Source organism: Marinospirillum sp. (assembly GCF_035271045.1).
Lineage (GTDB): Bacteria > Pseudomonadota > Gammaproteobacteria > Pseudomonadales > Halomonadaceae > Marinospirillum.
Window position 1 is genome coordinate 1 of sequence record NZ_DATESC010000028.1, and the last position, 17,912, is coordinate 17,912.

Genomic DNA, 17,912 nt, shown 5'->3' on the forward strand with positions numbered 1-17,912 from the left:
GAATCAAAATTTGCTGCTGCGGTATCACTTGGCAGTAAGTTTCAGCTAGCTGGCACAACCTTGGCATTAAGTGCGTTTACTGGGCAAGGTGCGGGTGTTTATGCAGGCTGGGGCTATTTAGGTGCTGCAGGGGCTAATCAAAATACCGATGTGAACAACGCTACTGGTAAGCTAATTACCACGACGGGGTTTTCAGCAGGCATTACCCAAAAATTTACGCCCACGTTGCGCGGCACAGTGCGCTATGGGCAAGTTAAAGCGAATCACTTTAAGCACCCTAATCCAACTATAACCAATGATACCTTTAAAATGGTTAACGTGAATTTGATTTACACCTATTTGCCTAATTTAGATTTTGGTATTGAATGGCGTGATCAAAATGCACAAAATACGTCGCCCACCACTACCGATAGTGCAGCACGGCCTAAAGGTCAACAAGTAGAATTGATGGCGATGTATAAGTTTTCTACCTAGTTTTTTTTACCTAGACGGTTGGTGAAAACACAATGCAGCGGTTGCGACCCGATTTTTTAGCTTGGTAAAGTGCTTGGTCAGCTTGGGCTAAGACTAGGTCGGTAGAAAAGTTACTTTCTAGGCTGGTCGCTATACCGATGGATACTTGTATTGATCCAATGGGTTCAATTTGGGTTTGTGCAACCAGTTTGCGTAACCTTTCAGCAATAGCCTGTGCGCTAGAGCTGGTAGTGTTTGGAAGAATTAATAAAAACTCTTCACCACCTGTTCTGGCTACTAGGTCTTCTTCTCTTGAGATTTGGCGCATCATTTGAGTTAACTCAATTAACGCTTTATCACCAGCCGCATGGCCAAAGGTATCATTCACTTTTTTGAAGTGGTCAATATCAACAGCCAATACAGAAAAAGGAATGCCTTTTTGTTCTAACTGTTTAAGTAATAACTGCAGGCTGCGTCGGTTAAAAACACCGGTTAAAGGATCTGTTGCAGCATCTTGTTTTAACTGATTGATTTGAGTGTTTAGTAAGCCTAACCCTTTTAACATGGCTTGCTTTAATTCTTTGCTTTCAAAATACCAGGAGTTAACTTCAGTTAAGTTAGTGTGTGCGTTAGGTGAGTCCATTTCTTTAGCTGTGGTGGCTAGCTGGCGTAAAGGGCGAGAAATGTAGTTGGCAAACAGCCAAATAATAAAAAAGGTAAATAGTGCCAGAGGTAAAGTACGATAAACTACTCGCTTCATTAAATCGTCTAGCGAACTCAGTGTGGCGGTAACAGGACGCTGAGCAACAACACCCCAATTGGTTGTTGTAATAGGTGAGAAACCAGCCAGCATTTCAATGCCTAAACTATTGGTTACCTGGGCTGACCCGCTGATATTTTTAGTAACGGAATTTATAGCTTCATTGTTTTCAATATAAGAGCCAACCTGTTTAGGGTTAGGATGATAAATAATGCGTTTATTTTTATCTACAACATAAATGTAAGAGCCATCTTTATGGAAGTGTTTTCCTAGCAGGTCATTAAGTATGCTCTTTTCTTTTAAATAAATAGTGCCGCCAACATAGCCTAAGTACTTTCCTTCTTTACTAAATAGGGGTGAAGAAACAAGTATTAAAAAATTATCAGCAGTCGAAATATAGGGTGTGCTAATCATGGGTTTTTGTGCTTTTAGCGCTTCTTGTGCGCCAATGGATTGTAGTTTTTTGCCAATAATGCCTAATGTATTGGGCGATGTTGCTAAAGCAAAGCCTTGATTGTTAACAATGGTTACCGAGTTAAAACTAGCGGTTTGTAAGTGAATACGTTCTGCTTCACTCATTATTAATAATTGGTTATCTAAATTTTTTTCTATGATTCTAGCTGCAAAAGCAAGTTGCTGGTGGGCAGCAATTATAAAGTTATCCGTTGCTGCTGCTAACTTTTGAGCGTAAGAATGGTTAGTATCTAACGAGTGTTTGATTAGCTGACTTTTTTGTACTCGATAATTAGCATAAAAACCATTAGTAAGGGTAATAAAAGCCACAGAAAAAGCTAATAAAATAATTAAATTTTTTAAATTGAGTAGCTTGTTTTGCATGATTTTATTGACCATAGTTAATTAACCCATAAAAATACCCCTTTATAGTACCGTATTTTCATAGATTAATTAATCTCTAATTCGTTGTGCGTTTTAGTCAGGATGAACTTTAAATTGCTGGCACAATTGGTTAAGCAGTTGTGTGGTGGTTTGTATATTTTGGCTAGCTGCCAGTGTTTGTGATGCTTGAGCAGCATTACAATCGGCTAAGCGTGCAATGCCTTCGACTGTTTCTGCTATTTCTTTAGCTGCTAGCGCTTGTTCTTGAAGAATGGCTTGAATGTCTTGTGTTGCTTGTACAACTTTACTGGTTTCTACTTCAATTTCTGCTACCGAATGGCCAGCGCGTTCTGCTTTGCTAACACCTTTACTAACTTGTTTGACGCTGCTTTGCATTTCGACTACGGCTTCTTCGGTACGTTTTTGAATTTGTGCAACCATGTCGGATATTTCTACGGTGGAGTGTGCGGTGCGTTCTGCTAGGTTGCGGACTTCATCAGCCACGACAGCAAAACCACGACCGTGTTCACCAGCACGTGCTGCTTCAATGGCAGCGTTTAAAGCCAGTAAGTTAGTTTGGTCGGCTATTTCACGAATGGTAGATACAATTTTGCCTATATTGTTCGACAGTTGTGCCAAGTCTTTTAATTTGGCTGAAGAGTGATTAACGGTATCAGCGATGGCGCTAATTTCTTGGGTGCTGGCATAAACGGCTTCAGCACCCATGCGTGATACTTCACCTGCTTTGTTAGATGCTGAATGAGCATCCAGCGCACTATCACCAATTTGATTCACTGAAGCACTTAACTCTTCTAATGCTGCCGCCATGCTGGTGGATGAAATGGATTGAGCGGTTGCACCTTCAGCAGTTATTTTGCTGGTAGCGAGCATTTCTATGGCAGCAAGGTCAAGGGATTTGGTTGACCGATTCATTTGAAATGCAACTTCAAGTAAGTGGTTACGCATGACTTGTACGGCATTGAAAACACTACCTATTTCATCAGCTTTACCCATAGGTGCATGACCGACTAAATTACCAGAACCTATTTCAAGTGCCACCTTTCTAACGTAGTTAATTCGCCGTGTTTGCTCGCGCATAACGAAATACAACCAGACAAAAGAAATGCCACCAATGGTGGCAATACCAGTAACCAAAGGCAGCATTATTTGATGAGCGGCTGGATCATGGGTATTAAAATGCCAACCTAAAATCATTCCAAGCGTTGCTACAAGAAAGAAGAGCATTGGCAGCATTGCAGTGGGTGTTAAATTAATGCCTTGATAAAAATGCGAAAAACGTGAAAGAATTCCTGTTAAATGATATCCACCACAAAGTCGGTCACGGCTGCCGGCTTGCATACGTGCATAAAGTGCCGCCGCTGCTTGTATTTCTTGATCGGTTGCCTTTAAGCGCACGCTCATATAGCCACCTTTAGATAAAGGCGTTGCCGTTGCTTTTACCCAATAGTGATCACCGTTAGCGCATCGGTTTTTTACGATGCCTTGCCACGCACGGCCTTTTTTTAGCGTAGCCCACATATCACGAAAGGCTTCTGGAGGCATATCAGGGTGGCGAATGATATTATGCGGTTTACCTATAAGCTCAGCGTGTGAGAAACCTGCGTACTCAATAAACTCATCGTTAACGTAAGTAATATTTCCAGAAGCATCAGTGTATGAAATAATCGCACAGTCTGGTCGAACCACGTATTCTTTTTGTGTGATTGATTGGTTATCCTTCACCTTTGCAAACCTCTATAGTTATTGTTTTTTAACGTGAATGGTGATTATTAATAATGGCGGAAATCTTTTAACATTAAATGTCAGTGTACAGTGGAATTGTTGCAGTTATTTTAAAACAATTTTAAGTAAGGTTGATCTATGGTATTTTTTTGTTCACGTAGAATGGCTATTTGTTCATTCCAGTAGTGTTCGGTGCCAAACCATGAAAAGCTATTGGGAAAGGCAGGGTCTTTCCAACGTTTGGCCAGCCATGAACTATAATGTAATAAACGCAGTGTACGCAAGCCTTCAATGAGTGGTATCTCACGGGGCGAAAAATCATAAAATTCTTGATAGCCACTAATCAATTCTGACAGTTGTAAGTTACGTTCTTGGTAGCTGCCGGTTAGCATCATCCATAAATCTTGAATCGCTGGTCCCATGTGGCAATCATCTAGGTCAACAATGTAAAAGCTGTCTTCACGGCACAAAAGATTACCAGGATGACAGTCGCCATGAATACGAATCGGCGTATAAGGGTGCTGCTTAAAAAGCGTGTCGACCTTTTTTAATACCTCTTGGGTGACGGTTTCCCATTCTTTTTTTAAGTTTTTGGGTAAAAAGTTACCCGCCCGTAAGAATTCAAAAGAAGCTTGTCCATAAGTAGCAAGGTTTAATTCTGGGCGCTTAATAAAAGGCTGTTTGGCACCCACCGCGTGTAAACGACCCAGCAGTTGCCCTAAGCGATAAAGCTGATCTAAATCACCTGGTTCTGGCGCACGTCCACCGCGCCTTTGGAATAAACAAAACCGGAAATCTGCGTAGTCAAACAAGCTTTTGCTGTTATGTTGAATAGGTGCAACTAAAGGGATACCTAGTTCGGCTAGCTCGAAAGAGAGGGTGTGTTCTTCTAAAATTTGTGCATCACTCCAGCGTTCTGGGCGATAAAACTTAGCAATTAATGGCTCGCTGCCTTCAATACCCACCTGATACACGCGATTTTCGTAACTGTTTAACGCCATAACCCGCGCATCGCTGATTAAGCCAAGGCTTTCTACAGCATCTAAAACTAAATCTGGGGTAAGTCTTGCAAACGGATGATCGGACATAATTCACTCCTAATAAGGTGCGCTGAGTGTAGCAGCCAATAAAAAAAGGCGCTGACCTTTAAAGGAAAGCGCCTTGCTTTTTAAGTGCTGTTTTTAAAACGGTTTTTACAAACCAAGCTTAGTCATCTAGGTCTTCTAGTAACTCTTCTAAGCAAGCCAATACATTGTTTAAAGTGAAACCAAACGCTTCAAAGAGTTGGTCGGCTGGCGCAGATTCGCCAAAGCTTTCCATACCAATAATCGTGCCTTCTAAACCAGCGTATTTGTACCACCAGTCTTTATGCGAGGCTTCAATCACTAAACGTGCGGCGACTTCAGCAGGAATCACTGACTGACGGTATTCAGCATCTTGCTGCTCAAATACATCGGTGCTGGGTAAGCTAACCACACGAATTTTTTTGCCTTCAGCATTCAGTTTTTCAGCCGCTTGCATGGCTAAACCAATTTCTGAACCCGTGGCAATAATAATGGCTTCTGGCTCGCCTTGGCAGTCTTTTAAAATGTAACCACCCCGGGCAATATTAGCTAGCTGTGCTGCATCACGCTGTTGGTGGGGCAAGTTTTGGCGTGAGAAGATCAGTGCTGTAGGGCCAGTTTTGCGTTCTAAAGCAGACTTCCAAGCCACCGCAGTTTCAACCGCATCGGCAGGTCGCCAAACGCTCATATTTGGCGTGCCACGCAAGCTGGCAAGCTGTTCAATCGGTTGGTGCGTTGGGCCATCTTCACCCAAGCCAATGGAATCATGGGTGAAAACTTCAATGTGTTGAATACCCATTAGTGCCGCCATACGCAGTGCATTACGGGCATATTCCATAAAAATTAGGAAGGTTGCGCCGTAAGGAATAAAACCACCGTGCAAAGCAATACCGTTAATAATTGCCGCCATACCAAATTCACGCACACCGTAATGCAGGTAGTTGCCAGAAGCATCTTTAGCTGTAATGGCTTGTGCGCCTTTCCAAAAAGTTAAGTTGGACGGGGCTAAATCAGCAGAACCACCTAATAATTCAGGTAGCTGGGGTGCTAATTTATTTAATACATTTTGACTGGCTTTACGGCTAGCAACCGTTTCGCCTGCAGCTTGCAGTTCTTGAATGTAGGCATCAACGGAAGCAGTAAAGTCGGCAGGTAAATCACCCGCTAGGCGGCGCTTAAATTCAGCGGCCAGTTCTGGGAAGGCTTGTTGATAAGCTTCAAAACGCTGATTCCAAGCGGCTTCAGCTTGCTGGCCTTTTTCTTGGGCATTCCACTGGGCAGCAATATCAGCAGGAACTTCAAAAGGACCGGCATTCCAACCTAGCTGCTTACGCGTTAAAGCAATTTCATCATCGCCTAGTGGCGCACCGTGACTGTCGGCGGTGTTGGCTTTATTGGGTGAACCAAAACCTATCTGGGTTTTACAAATAATTAGGCTAGGGCGGTCGTCATTTTCACGCGCCATTTCAATTGCTGCTTTAATTTCTTCTGCGTTATGACCATCAGCACGCAACACTTGCCAACCGTAAGCTTCAAAACGCTGAGCGGTGTTGTCGGTAAACCAACCGTCTACTTCACCATCAATAGAAATGCCATTGTCATCATAAAAAGCAATTAACTTACCCAAGCCTAGCGTGCCAGCTAGTGAGCACACTTCATGTGAAATACCTTCCATCATGCAGCCATCGCCTAAAAAGGTGTAGGTGTGGTGATCTACAATTTCGTGGTTGGGGCGGTTGAACTGAGCTGCTAAGGTTTTTTCTGCTAGTGCCATACCCACCGCATTAGCAATACCCTGACCTAAAGGGCCGGTCGTTGTTTCAACGCCAGGGGTGTAGCCATATTCTGGGTGGCCGGGGGTTTTACTGTGTAACTGACGGAAGTTTTTTAAATCTTCAATGGATAAGTCATAACCCGATAAGTGCAAGAGTGCATAAATAAGCATTGAACCATGACCATTAGAAAGGATAAAACGGTCACGGTCTGCCCAGTTAGGGTTGGTTGGGTTATGTTTTAGGTAGTCATTCCATAACACTTCGGCGATGTCAGCCATGCCCATTGGCGCACCCGGATGGCCAGATTTAGCTTTCTGTACAGCATCCATAGCCAGTGCGCGTATGGCGTTGGCACGATCAAAACGTGAAGTCATGGGTAATACACTCCTTAATTAAATTTGCGCTATTTTCTCGCATCTTTCAGTTAGTAGCAAACGAGAAAAATTAGTGGCCTAATGTTCGTTTTTTATAGTCTTCAAAACTTTCTTTTCGTACATCAATAAGTACGCTGTCTTTAACGACTTTTCCTTCGGCTGTACGAAATGCAAAAACTGCAGAATGTTTACCTGGTTTAGTAAAAGTATGCTTTATGGTGAGAGGTATGCCTTCATGCAGTTGTTCTTTATTGGCAATATTGCTATAGGTCGCTGCAACCATTTCAGGTCTAGCTGAGTTTAATAAAAAAGTAACGTCTAAAGGAGCAATACCTTCGGTAACACTAGCCGAAATGGTTATATCTATCGGTTTTTTTGGCTCAGGTGTGGAGGGCGGTAGACGTTCAACTTCTATCGCTTTGGTTGGTGCTGCTATTTTAATTTGAGGTTCAGGCTTGGGTTCAGGTTTAGAGATTACAAGCGGAGCGACTACTGTAGATTGGGTTTTTTCTGAGTAGAGAGCGCTAAGGTCATAGATATAAATATCTTTGTCCTTCAAAGCAATAAGTTGGCGGGCAGCTTCATTGTATACAAGTGAACTGGCATCAATAAAACTTACTTTTCCTTCCGTTAGTATTTGATAGTTATCCATTGTATCTAACAGGGCAAGCTTTAGCTTTTTAGGGGTATATATTTCATCATTGTAGATAAAGTAGTTTTTATCGGCTTGAATGAAGTTATAATTTTTATCGTGATTAGTCCAGTTTTCAAGTGGTGTGAAATGGGTAACACCAGTAGATAACTGAGTTCGATTGATACCCTTTTCAGCTTGAATCCATAACTCTTTGCCAACAATGACCATTTTGCTTTTTACAGGCGAATAAGCCGCACCTATTTCTCTCTGGTAGTCTAAGTTATTAGTATTATATAAATAGAGTTTTCTTCTATGATTCGATATGAGGATTAAGTCTTGATCATTTGGGCTAATTAAAATATTGGTTGCTGTTCCGTCTTTAATGCTAGCTTTACCTTTTTCAACACCCTCGCTGTCATAAACTGTAAATAAGTTTCTTTGGGTAACTGCAATCTGATCTTTAGTATGGAAGGAGGCCATTTGCTCAAAGGGATGACTAGATTCGTTACTTATAGTGCCGTATGACTCAAAGCCTTCTTTGTAAAAAGTAGCCTTATCTTTAGTAAGTACTACAAAGTTATTAGTGCCTGATAACCAAGCAATGTCTTTTATTTGGTTGATTTGATGCGTTTTTAATAACTTTAAATTAACGGTGTCCCATAATTTTAATTCACCATCTTGGCTATAGCTTAATGCCAAATTACCTGAGCTATTGAATACAGCTTTAACTAGCTCGTTAGAATGAGAGCCTTTGAAAATCAGTTTAGATGAAAATTGTACTGTTTCTTTTATGGTGTCATCAAAAGCTGATGCGAAAGTTTGAGGAGGGATCGCAACAACTAGGCTAGTGATAACCAAAAAAAGTGAAAGGAACTTCTGCATAAAAAATCCTATTTTTATCTGAGTGAAGCAAATGTTTATTAGTTGCTGATTTTAACTATAGTTTACACAAAATGCTCATACATTTAAGCAATGTAAAAATCCAACCTTTTTCATTAAGCTGCAAGTTTAATTCATGTGCAATCTAGGGGTAGGCTGGTTAGAATGCTAGCCATCTAAAAAAGCTATAGGAGCTACTCTACTATGAGTGAATATTCTTTATTTACCTCGGAATCTGTTTCTGAAGGTCATCCCGATAAACTAGCTGACCAAATTTCTGACGCAGTGTTAGACGCGTTAATTGCCCGCGATAAACAAGCGCGTGTTGCCTGTGAGACGATGGTGAAAACGGGTGTAGCAATAGTCGGTGGTGAAATTACTACTTCGGCTTGGGTTGATTTAGAGGACCTAGTGCGTGGTGTTATTAAAGACATAGGTTACAACTCATCTGACGTTGGTTTTGATGGCGATACCTGTGGCGTAATCAATATTATTGGCAAGCAATCCGTTGATATTGCTCAGGGTGTCGATCGTCAAAGTCCAGAAGAACAGGGTGCTGGTGACCAAGGTTTAATGTTTGGTTATGCCTCGAATGAAACGGAAGTATTAATGCCAGCACCCATTACCCTCGCGCACCGTTTAGTTGAGCGTCAGGCTGAAGTGCGTAAAAGTGGTCAGCTAAACTGGCTGCGCCCTGATGCTAAAAGCCAAGTAACTTGCCGTTATGAAGATGGTAAGGTAGTGGGTATAGATGCCATTGTTCTTTCGACTCAGCATAACCCCGAAGTAAGCCAGAAAGACTTACAAGAAGCGGTGATGGAGCTGATTGTTAAGCAGGTTATTCCGGCTAATCTGCTCGATAAAAATACCAAATACCACATTAACCCAACGGGTAAATTTGTAATTGGTGGCCCAGTGGGTGACTGTGGTTTAACCGGCCGTAAAATTATTGTGGATACCTATGGTGGTATGGCGCGTCATGGCGGCGGTGCTTTTTCGGGTAAAGATCCTTCTAAAGTAGACCGTTCAGCGGCCTATGCAGGTCGTTATGTCGCTAAAAACCTGGTTGCGGCTGGCTTGGCTGACCGTTGTGAAATTCAAGTGTCTTATGCGATTGGTGTGGCTGAGCCTACGTCAGTTTCGGTTAATACTTTTGGTACGGGCAAAATCTCAGAGCAAAAAATTAATCAGCTAGTGCGTGAATGCTTTGACCTGCGCCCTTATGCCATTACACGTATGCTCGATTTACTACACCCTATGTATCAGTTAACTGCTGCTTATGGTCATTTTGGCCGTGAAGCGTTTGATAGCAGCTATGCTTGGAAAGACGATAACGGTAAAGAAATGGTTGAAACTTTCACTGCCTTCCCTTGGGAAAAAACAGACCGCATTGCTGAACTAAAAGCAGCAGCGGGTCTTTAGGTTATACTAGTGATATAAATAATGTTACCTGCACCCTTGGTAACATTATTTTTAGGTTTCTAGATATTAACTATATAAGAAGGTTTTACTATGAGTGGTTTACCCAACTGCCCTAAATGTGGCTCTGAATACACTTACGATGATGGCTTACAGTATGTTTGCCCTGAATGTGCGCATGAATGGTCAAAAGATGCTGTTGAAGCCAGCGGTGAAGAAGAAAAAGTGTATAAAGATGCTCACGGCACTGTTTTAGTCGATGGTGACAGCATTACCGTGATTAAAGATTTAAAAATTAAAGGTTCTTCATCTGTGGTTAAAGTGGGTACTAAGGTTAAGAATATCCGCTTAATTGAAGGCGACCACGACATTGATTGTAAAATTGATGGCATTGGACCGATGAAGTTGAAAACTGAGTTTGTAAAGAAAGCTTAAAAATAACTAGCTGCACCTTCAAAAACATTGTTTTTTGACTTGCCTAATAAAAACCGCAGCTTTTAATTAAGACTGCGGTTTTTTTATGGCTATAAATTAGCACACACTACTTAATCGCTTCAAAAGCTTGCATTACTCTGTCTCGGCTTAGCTTTAAATCTATAATGGGTGCTGGGTAGCTGCTGCGCTTGCCATCTTCATTTCCACTTTCATTACTAAACAAATCACCGGTTAACTTATCCACAGCCTGTTGCTGATTAAATGACAGGTTAGCAGGCGGTTGGTGAATTTGTTTATTGGTTAAGTGGGCTAATTCTGGAACATAGCGGCGAATAAACTTACCTTCTGGGTCAAATTTAGCGGATTGGGTGTAGGGATTAAAAATACGAAAGTAGGGCACAGCATCGGTGCCGGTGGAAGCCGCCCATTGCCACCCACCATTATTGGCCGCTAAATCACCATCAATTAAATGCTGCATAAAAAAGGCTTCACCTACTCGCCAGTCTATCAGCAGGTTTTTGCTTAAAAACATCGCCACTAGCATTCTTAAACGGTTATGCATCCAGCCTGTTTCTAACAACTGGCGCATGGCGGCATCAATAATAGGAAAGCCGGTTTGCCCTGTTTGCCAAGCCTGTAAATCCCTTTGTACTTTAGAGTTTTCAATCGAGCGCCAAGCTAACTTTTCTGTTGCTGGTTTAAAAGCTCGACCTTTGCTAATACGTGGAAAGCCAATTAGCAAATGACGATAAAATTCCCGCCAGACTAATTCTGAAACCCATACGCCAGCGCCGGTGCTTTTGTCCATAAACCTGCCAGCAGAATGCATTTGTGCAGCGGCTAAACATTGACGACTTGATAACACGCCAGCAGCTAAATAAGCTGATACTTGGCTAGTGCCTTCAATCGCTGGAAAGTCTCTTTGTTGGTCATAGTTATTCAACGCTTTTTCACAAAAATCTTGTAGCTTTTGGTGGGCAACCGCTTCACCGGCTGGCCAATGCTCAAGTTGTTGGCTGCTTACAAAGGCGGGTAAAGGGTCATTGGCTAGTTGAGTAGACGCTTGGGCTTTGGGTGCTGGCAAAGGTACTAGGTGTTCTGGTTTAAGTTGGCTTAGCCAGTTACGGTAAAAAGGCGTAAAAACTGTATAAAAATCACCCTTGCCAGTACGGATTCTACCCGGTTCAAAAATAACTTGGTCAGTAAAACGCTCTACGTCTAATCCTGCTTTAGTAAACTCAGTAACCACTTGGTTGTCGCGCTGCTGTTCATTAAATTCGTATTCATCATTAAAAAATAACCCACTAACACCTAGCTCTTGGGCAAGGTTTAACAGTGCAGCAGGTGCGGCAGTAAAATCTGTAATAGTGAGTAGTTTTAGCGGAATATTCAGCTTACTTAACTGCTGCTGTAAGGAATGAAGATTGCTTAGAACAAAAGCTGTTTTTAAAGCGCCCCAACCATGTTCTTGCCATTGTTCTGGCGAATGAACAAAAACGGCCACCACTTCACTCTGCTGGCAGGCCTGAAAAAATGCTGGGTTATCTTCAACACGTAAATCATTACGAAACCACATAAGCTGGCGCGGCATTATTTTTCTCTTAGCAGGCTGTAAAGTGTTATCGAATTAACGTCCGTTAACGTGGCAAGTTCGGCAACCGTTGCGTTAGTGCTTATTGCCAGTGTTTTATGGTCTTCTGACGTGTAAATGCCTTGTCCGAGCAGCAGTATTTGCGGCTTAAATTGTTGAGCAGTATGCATAATTTCGTTAAAGCTCAGCGGCTGATCGAACCAAAAAACTTGAAAGTCTAAATCACTAAGCGCCAGCAAAGTTAGGGTTAGTTCACTTGGGTTATATTCAGTTGCACAGAGTAAAAGTTTTGGCCCAGCCAGCAATTTGCGCCGTTGTTGAATGCGTTCGCCAGCCCGTGTTCTTAAATAACGCAGCAATAAACCTTGCGCGGCAGTTGCTGCATCTAGCTGTTTTAGTAACGGTTGGAACACGGCTTGAGCCAGTTGGCTAGCAGACCAACGCACAAAGCTTGCACAAAACAGTGCGTCTAAATTTTCTTCATTTAATGTTTGTAAACAGGCATTAAATTGCATTCTTAATACCAACCAATCCCCCGCAGGTTCTGGTGGCGCAATGGCTTCAGGTGGCTTATCAAGTAGGTCGTTGACTTGACTAACCGTAACGCCCTTATCTAGCCATTGTAAAATACGGCGTACATTTTCAATGTCTTCTGCAGAATAAAGGCGATGCCCTTTAGGTGTGCGCTGTGGCGTAATTAAGCCATAACGTCTTTCCCAAGCGCGAAGTGTGACTGTATTTACGCCGGTTAGACGTGACACTTCACGAATGGGGTATAAGGGGTTTTGGTGAGTCTCCATTACTTAGCCTGCTGCAGTGTTATTGAATAAATTAGTTTAACTTAAAGTAAAGTTAAATACAGTTTAGTCGCGTATTGGAAGAATTACTGTATAACTTTGGTCAGCTGTTTGCCCAATTGATCGCCGGAAAGCCAAACCACTTCAGCTTGATGACTTAAATCATCACCTAAGCAGCCACAATAGTCACCACACACATTTAATCTTTGGGCTAAATCTTTTGTAAATAAGCCACGCCCAATGATTGTGCAGTAAAGGCATACAGCCAACGGTGTGCTTCAAGTAATAAAGTCTCGGCTTTGCCAGACCAGCAAGACCTGCGCCGATGATTGCGTGTTTACCAATAACAACTGAGTTTATTTTTTTCATTTGTTTACCTAGCTTTATTGTACGTTGTTAAAGTATTGTATAGTTATTGTACATTAAGTTGCTTGAGGTGAGTATGCGTATTTTAATCACAGGTGGTACAGGGTTTGTTGGTCAAGCACTTTGTCCTTTGCTGGCGAGTCAAGGGTACGAGTTAGTTTTGTGGACAAGGCAATTAAAACCACGTTTACCCAAAGGTGTAACGGATTATGTACACCAGCTTAATGAATTAGAACCTAATTCAGTACAAGCGGTGATTAATTTAGCCGGTGCTGGCATTGCTGATAAGCGCTGGTCAAAAGAACGCAAACAGCAATTAATTAGCTCGCGTGTAAAAACCACTGAGCAGCTAGTGGCGTGGATCGCTGCACAAGCCATTCGCCCTAAAGTTTTGTTATCGGCTTCTGCGGTGGGTTATTACGGCGAACAGGGTGAGCAAACCGTAACGGAGCAAACCAAGCCCGTTGCTGGTTTTACGCATGATTTATGTGCCGCTTGGGAAACCGCAGCGTTAGCAGCTAACGATTTAGGTGTGCGGGTTTGCTTGGTGCGTACTGGCGTAGTGTTGGGGCAAGGCGGTGGCTCGTTGGCTAAAATGCTGCCGGCTTTTCGTATGGGCATGGGTGGGCCTTTGGGTAAGGGTAAGCATTGGTTTCCGTGGATTCATTTAGATGATATGGCAAACATTTATGCTTGGTTGCTAAAAACTGAACGCGTTAGCGGTGTGTTTAACGCCAGTGCGCCTAATCCTGTTATTAATGCTGATTTCACTAAAGCATTGGGCAAGGCGCTTAACCGTCCAACTTTTTTCCCTATGCCAGAGAAAGTTTTAAAGCTGCTGTTTGGTGAAATGGCTGAACTGTTGCTGGTCAGCGATAAAATGCTACCGCAGCGTTTAGTGGAAGAAGGTTTTCAATTTGCTTACCCACAATTAGATACTGCTTTAAAAAATATTATAAAAAGTTAACGCACTATGCCCAGCCCAATTCTTAAAATTGGGCCTACTTGTTCGTTATAATTCAACATACTTTCGCCATAACCTTGAAAGTATTGTAGGTATAAAAAGCCACCCGTGCGTATCGAAATGGGGGTTCTAATGGGGTAGGTTAGGTCAACTTGCACACTGTATTGGCCTGATCTTCCGTAGCGATAAAGGGTGTTAATTCCCCAGCTATCCTCATTACCATAACGTAGGTTTAAATCAACATAACCACGGTAATCGGCAAGATCGTCATTAAACTCACCTTTACTTAGGTAGTACAAAAACCGTGGAAAAACGGTTAATGAGCTATTGGCTACTGGAAAAGTCCAAATGGGCTGAATAAAAAGTGCATCCATGCTGCGCGAAACCTCTTCAGCTTGCCCATTGGATTCATGGGTATAGCCAAAAGCCAGTAAATCATAAAAGGGGCTTTCGTTTAGCGTAAAATAAAAAGAAGGTTTATAGCTGGTATCTTCAAAAGGTAACGAATCTTTAGACCAGTTCCACAAACTGGTTTGTGTATAAGAAAGATGTAAGCTATCTAGCCAAGGTGCTGAGTCAATTAAAGAAGACTGATCATCAAATAACTTGTATTTAAAGCTAAATTGGAAGCGTCCTTTTAAGTCTTCGCCGTATTCACCACCAGCAATTAAATACATGGGTTCGTAAACACTTAAAGCCGATTGTTCAGACGTTTGAAAGCAACCAACAATGGACTCTGCACAGTTAGTATTATTGGCTGCTAGTAACAAACTAGGCAGGGTAATAAGCAATAAGCCACTGAGTAAAGTAAATAATTGCATCTTAGTCCTGCCTTTGGATCGTTTTACTCTTGCCCACCGGCAACGATCACCCGCAGCGCATCTAAGCGTAGCGTTGCAGCATTTAACGATGAGTCGAGTTGTTTGCGTAATTGCACTAGCTGGTCAATTTCCTCGCTGCGTACCGCTGGGTTCTTTTGTTGCAGCGCGGTTAAACGCGCAATTTCAGGATCAAGCAACTCGCGCATATCTGTTTGTGCTAGTTCAAGTATTGAAGGCAATTCTTCTTCAGCAAGGGTTTCTGCTTTATCTAATAACTGGCGCAGCTGATCTTTACGCAGCTTAACGATTTCACGGCCGAGGCTTTTTTTCATTCGAACCAGTTGGCGTGATAAACCTTTAAACTTTACCTTGCTGCTTAGGTTATTACCTTGTCCGTCTAATAATAAACGCAAGCTTTGTGGCGGTAAGTAGCGATTAATATCTAGGCTGTTACGCTGCGTGCTTTCTAAGCAAAAGAACACTTCTAGCAACAAAGTGCCCGCAGGCAAGGCTGGGTTTTTTAACAAGGCAACCGTTACGTTGCCTTGCACCGTGCTAGTTGCCGCCTCTAAACAGTTACGCGTTAAAGGGTGCTCCCACGTTAAAAAGTGCAAATCATCACGCGCCAAAGCTTTATCACGCAAGAAAGTGCCAGAGCTGCCCTCTTCCATATCAAAATGCACATCAGTAAAAATAGCGGTGTCCGATTCTTGGCCAGGTTTTAAATACCAAGTGTCAGCATCTAAATCTTCGTTTTGAATACGATAAACATCCAGCGCTACTTCTAAATAATTTCTAAGCTCTTTGTCCATTTCAGTATCGGCTAGCTGTTCAACCAGCTGGGCTGAAATGTCAGGGCGGTGAGAAGCCAATTCTAATAAGCGATGACGACCGGCTTCAAGCTCGATTTCTGCTGCTTGGCGGGTGGCTTTTACTTGGGGTAGAAAGTCATCCGCTTCCAGAATGCCTTCTAAAAAATTATGTAGCTCATCTTGGTATTGTAGCCACAAAGTCGCGCCAACCGGACGTGGATGGGTGAACTGTTCTAAACCTTCATTGCACCAAGCTAACCAAGGCGCTTGAGCGGTGTCTTGTAAATAAGGGACATGAATTTTAACGGTTTGGGTTTGTCCAATACGGTCTAAACGACCAATCCGTTGCTCTAATAAGTCGGGGTGTGCGGGTAAATCAAACAGCACTAAATGGTGAGCAAACTGAAAGTTACGCCCTTCACTACCAATTTCAGAGCAAATTAAAATCGGTGCACCATCTTCGTCATCGGCAAACCAAGCCGCAGCTCGGTCACGCTCAATCAGCGGCATATCTTCATGGAAAACAGCGGCTAAAATACCGGCTCTACGGCGCAGCGCATCACTTAAATCTAGTGCGGTATCGGCATGGGCACAAATCAATAGCACTTTTTCGTCGTGTAATTCGACTAATTTTTCAAGCAGCCAATCGACACGAGGATCAAATTTCCACCAGTCGCCTTCTTCACGTTTTTGAATGGCGTATAAGCGTTCTGGATAGAGCGCAGCATAGGGCCAATGTTGCCCCGTTAAGGCCGCTGCCATCAGTTGTTTATGTGGTTCTTCGTATTCTTCTAAGATGGTTTTATAAACAGCAGGGCATTCTAGGGCAACAGGGAAAACTTTACGCTCTGGAAAACCGGGGACGCTAGCGCGGCGGTTTCTGAATAACACGCGCCCCGTACCGTAGCGATCAAGCAGTTGTTCCGTTAATTGCTGACGTGCGGTATTGCGCTGTTCGTTGCTACTTTGTGGGTTATCTAGCAAGGCTAATAAGGCTAAGCTGTCACCGCTAAGGCGCTCTTCTAGGGCGGCTAAATCTTCAACTTCTAAAGGTTCTTGGGCTTCAAGTCGGGCAATGGCAGTAGCACACGAACGGTAGCCTTCTTCTTCGGCTAAAAAGTCTTCTAAGTTGGGGTAGCGTGCTGGGTCTAGCAGTTGCAGCTGGGCAAAGAAGCCCGCTTCACCCGATTGTTCTGGCGTTGCTGTTAGCAATAATAAACCAGGTGTTGGCTCAGAAAGCTTACGCACGCATTCATATTCTGGGCTGGCTTCATCGGGCGACCAACGCAGGTGGTGTGCTTCATCAACAATGAGTAAATCCCAATTTTCAGCCAGCGCTTGCTGCATGGCTTCTGCATCGTTGGTTAGCCAATTAATACTCGCTAAGGCGATGGTCGCATCGGTAAATGGCGCACCTGTGGCTTGGGCGCGGTCTGCATCTACCAAAGTAACCGGCAAACCAAAACGGCGCAGTAGTTCAACCAACCATTGGTGGCAAAGGCTACCGGGCACTAAAATTAATGCACGGCGGGTACGGCCAGTAATCAGTTGTTGATGCAAAATTAAACCGGCTTCAATGGTTTTACCTAAACCTACTTCATCGGCTAGCAACACTCTGGGCGCTAAACGGCGACCCACTTCATAAGCGATATACAGCTGGTGCGGAATCAGTCCAACTCTAGGGCCACGCAAGCCACGCATCGGGTCTTTAGCTAAACGGGTTTGGGCTTGGCGGCTCAGCGCTCGCAGCATATATTCGTTGTTTCTATCAATTTGCCCCGTTAGCAATCGTTCTCTTGGGCCTTGGAAGCGTATTTGTGAATCTAGCTGCGTTTCCATTAATTCAAGCGGCTCGCCTTGGTCACTTTCGCCAAAATAAACCAGCAAGCCGTCTAAAGACTGCGTTTCGGTAACGCGCATATTCCAGCCGTCTTGATGCGTAACTTGATCGCCTTCGCTAAAAATAACGCGCGTTAAAGGAGCGGTCGAAGTTGAATAAACCCTTGTTTCACCGTTGTGATTAAACAGCAGCGTTACACTGCGCCGGTCACACTGCAAAATAGTGCCAAGTCCTAACTCAATTTCAGCATCGCTTATCCAGCGTTGACCCGGAACAAATACAAGGTGTTGGGCAGAAGTAACAGACATCAAAAAAGCCTCCTAGAAGCGGCTTGTATAAAATAGGGTC

Annotated in this window: 13 protein-coding genes and 1 pseudogene; 4 read left to right on the forward strand and 10 right to left on the reverse strand. The window is 43.1% G+C overall.

Going from position 1 to position 17,912, the window contains the following annotated elements; genetic code table 11:
• Positions 1-474 (forward strand): annotated as a pseudogene (locus tag VJY63_RS10255) (hypothetical protein); the annotation flags it as partial.
• Between the two features lie 10 nt (positions 475-484).
• Here the strand turns inward: VJY63_RS10255 and VJY63_RS10260 are convergent.
• The 5 genes from VJY63_RS10260 to VJY63_RS10280 all read right to left on the reverse strand — a co-directional run bounded on the left by VJY63_RS10260 (position 485) and on the right by VJY63_RS10280 (position 8,522).
• On the reverse strand, positions 485-2,065 hold the full coding sequence (locus VJY63_RS10260; protein ID WP_324050560.1) for a sensor domain-containing diguanylate cyclase: 1,581 nt from the start codon (positions 2,063-2,065) through the stop codon (positions 485-487).
• Between the two features lie 78 nt (positions 2,066-2,143).
• Entirely contained in the window at positions 2,144-3,793 is a 1,650-nt protein-coding gene (locus tag VJY63_RS10265; RefSeq protein WP_324050562.1) for a PAS domain-containing methyl-accepting chemotaxis protein, read from the reverse strand.
• A 110-nt stretch (positions 3,794-3,903) separates the two neighbouring features.
• Complete coding sequence (locus tag VJY63_RS10270; RefSeq protein ID WP_324050564.1) at positions 3,904-4,881, reverse strand: serine/threonine protein kinase; 978 nt, start codon at positions 4,879-4,881, stop codon at positions 3,904-3,906.
• A gap of 118 nt (positions 4,882-4,999) precedes the next feature.
• On the reverse strand, positions 5,000-7,006 hold the full coding sequence (gene tkt / locus VJY63_RS10275) for a transketolase (RefSeq protein WP_324050566.1): 2,007 nt from the start codon (positions 7,004-7,006) through the stop codon (positions 5,000-5,002).
• A gap of 70 nt (positions 7,007-7,076) precedes the next feature.
• Entirely contained in the window at positions 7,077-8,522 is a 1,446-nt protein-coding gene (locus VJY63_RS10280) for a hypothetical protein (RefSeq protein WP_324050568.1), read from the reverse strand.
• A gap of 201 nt (positions 8,523-8,723) precedes the next feature.
• On the opposite strand from VJY63_RS10280, the gene metK reads away from it, so the two are divergent.
• Together metK and VJY63_RS10290 are read left to right on the forward strand one after the other, a co-directional pair.
• Positions 8,724-9,941 carry a methionine adenosyltransferase gene (metK, locus tag VJY63_RS10285; protein ID WP_324050570.1) on the forward strand — a complete coding sequence of 406 codons (1,218 nt, stop codon included), beginning with the start codon at positions 8,724-8,726 and terminating at the stop codon, positions 9,939-9,941.
• Positions 9,942-10,031: 90 nt separating this feature from the next.
• The gene (locus tag VJY63_RS10290; protein ID WP_324050571.1) at positions 10,032-10,373 is read left to right on the forward strand and encodes a zinc ribbon domain-containing protein YjdM; all 342 of its coding nucleotides are present in this window, start codon (positions 10,032-10,034) and stop codon (positions 10,371-10,373) included.
• Positions 10,374-10,479: 106 nt separating this feature from the next.
• Here VJY63_RS10290 and phrB read toward each other — a convergent pair whose 3' ends face one another.
• The 3 genes from phrB to VJY63_RS10305 form a co-directional block, all read right to left on the reverse strand.
• Positions 10,480-11,964: a deoxyribodipyrimidine photo-lyase gene (gene phrB, locus VJY63_RS10295; protein WP_324050573.1), complete on the reverse strand. Its 1,485-nt coding sequence runs from the start codon at positions 11,962-11,964 to the stop codon at positions 10,480-10,482.
• Complete coding sequence (locus tag VJY63_RS10300; protein WP_324050575.1) at positions 11,964-12,764, reverse strand: MerR family transcriptional regulator; 801 nt, start codon at positions 12,762-12,764, stop codon at positions 11,964-11,966. Before VJY63_RS10300 ends, phrB begins: the two co-directional genes overlap by 1 nt.
• An 83-nt stretch (positions 12,765-12,847) precedes the next feature.
• The gene (locus tag VJY63_RS10305; RefSeq protein ID WP_324050577.1) at positions 12,848-13,030 is read right to left on the reverse strand and encodes a hypothetical protein; all 183 of its coding nucleotides are present in this window, start codon (positions 13,028-13,030) and stop codon (positions 12,848-12,850) included.
• A gap of 173 nt (positions 13,031-13,203) precedes the next feature.
• Between VJY63_RS10305 and VJY63_RS10310 the strand changes: the two genes are divergently transcribed.
• Positions 13,204-14,094: a TIGR01777 family oxidoreductase gene (locus tag VJY63_RS10310; protein ID WP_324050579.1), complete on the forward strand. Its 891-nt coding sequence runs from the start codon at positions 13,204-13,206 to the stop codon at positions 14,092-14,094.
• Here the strand turns inward: VJY63_RS10310 and VJY63_RS10315 are convergent.
• Both VJY63_RS10315 and rapA read right to left on the reverse strand, forming a co-directional pair.
• Positions 14,091-14,912 carry a phospholipase A gene (locus tag VJY63_RS10315; RefSeq protein ID WP_324050581.1) on the reverse strand — a complete coding sequence of 274 codons (822 nt, stop codon included), beginning with the start codon at positions 14,910-14,912 and terminating at the stop codon, positions 14,091-14,093. The genes VJY63_RS10310 and VJY63_RS10315 overlap by 4 nt on opposite strands.
• Positions 14,913-14,935: 23 nt before the next feature.
• A complete protein-coding gene (rapA, locus tag VJY63_RS10320) occupies positions 14,936-17,872 on the reverse strand; it encodes an RNA polymerase-associated protein RapA (RefSeq protein ID WP_324050582.1) in 2,937 nt (978 codons plus the stop codon).
• Between the last annotated feature and the right edge of the window lie 40 nt (positions 17,873-17,912).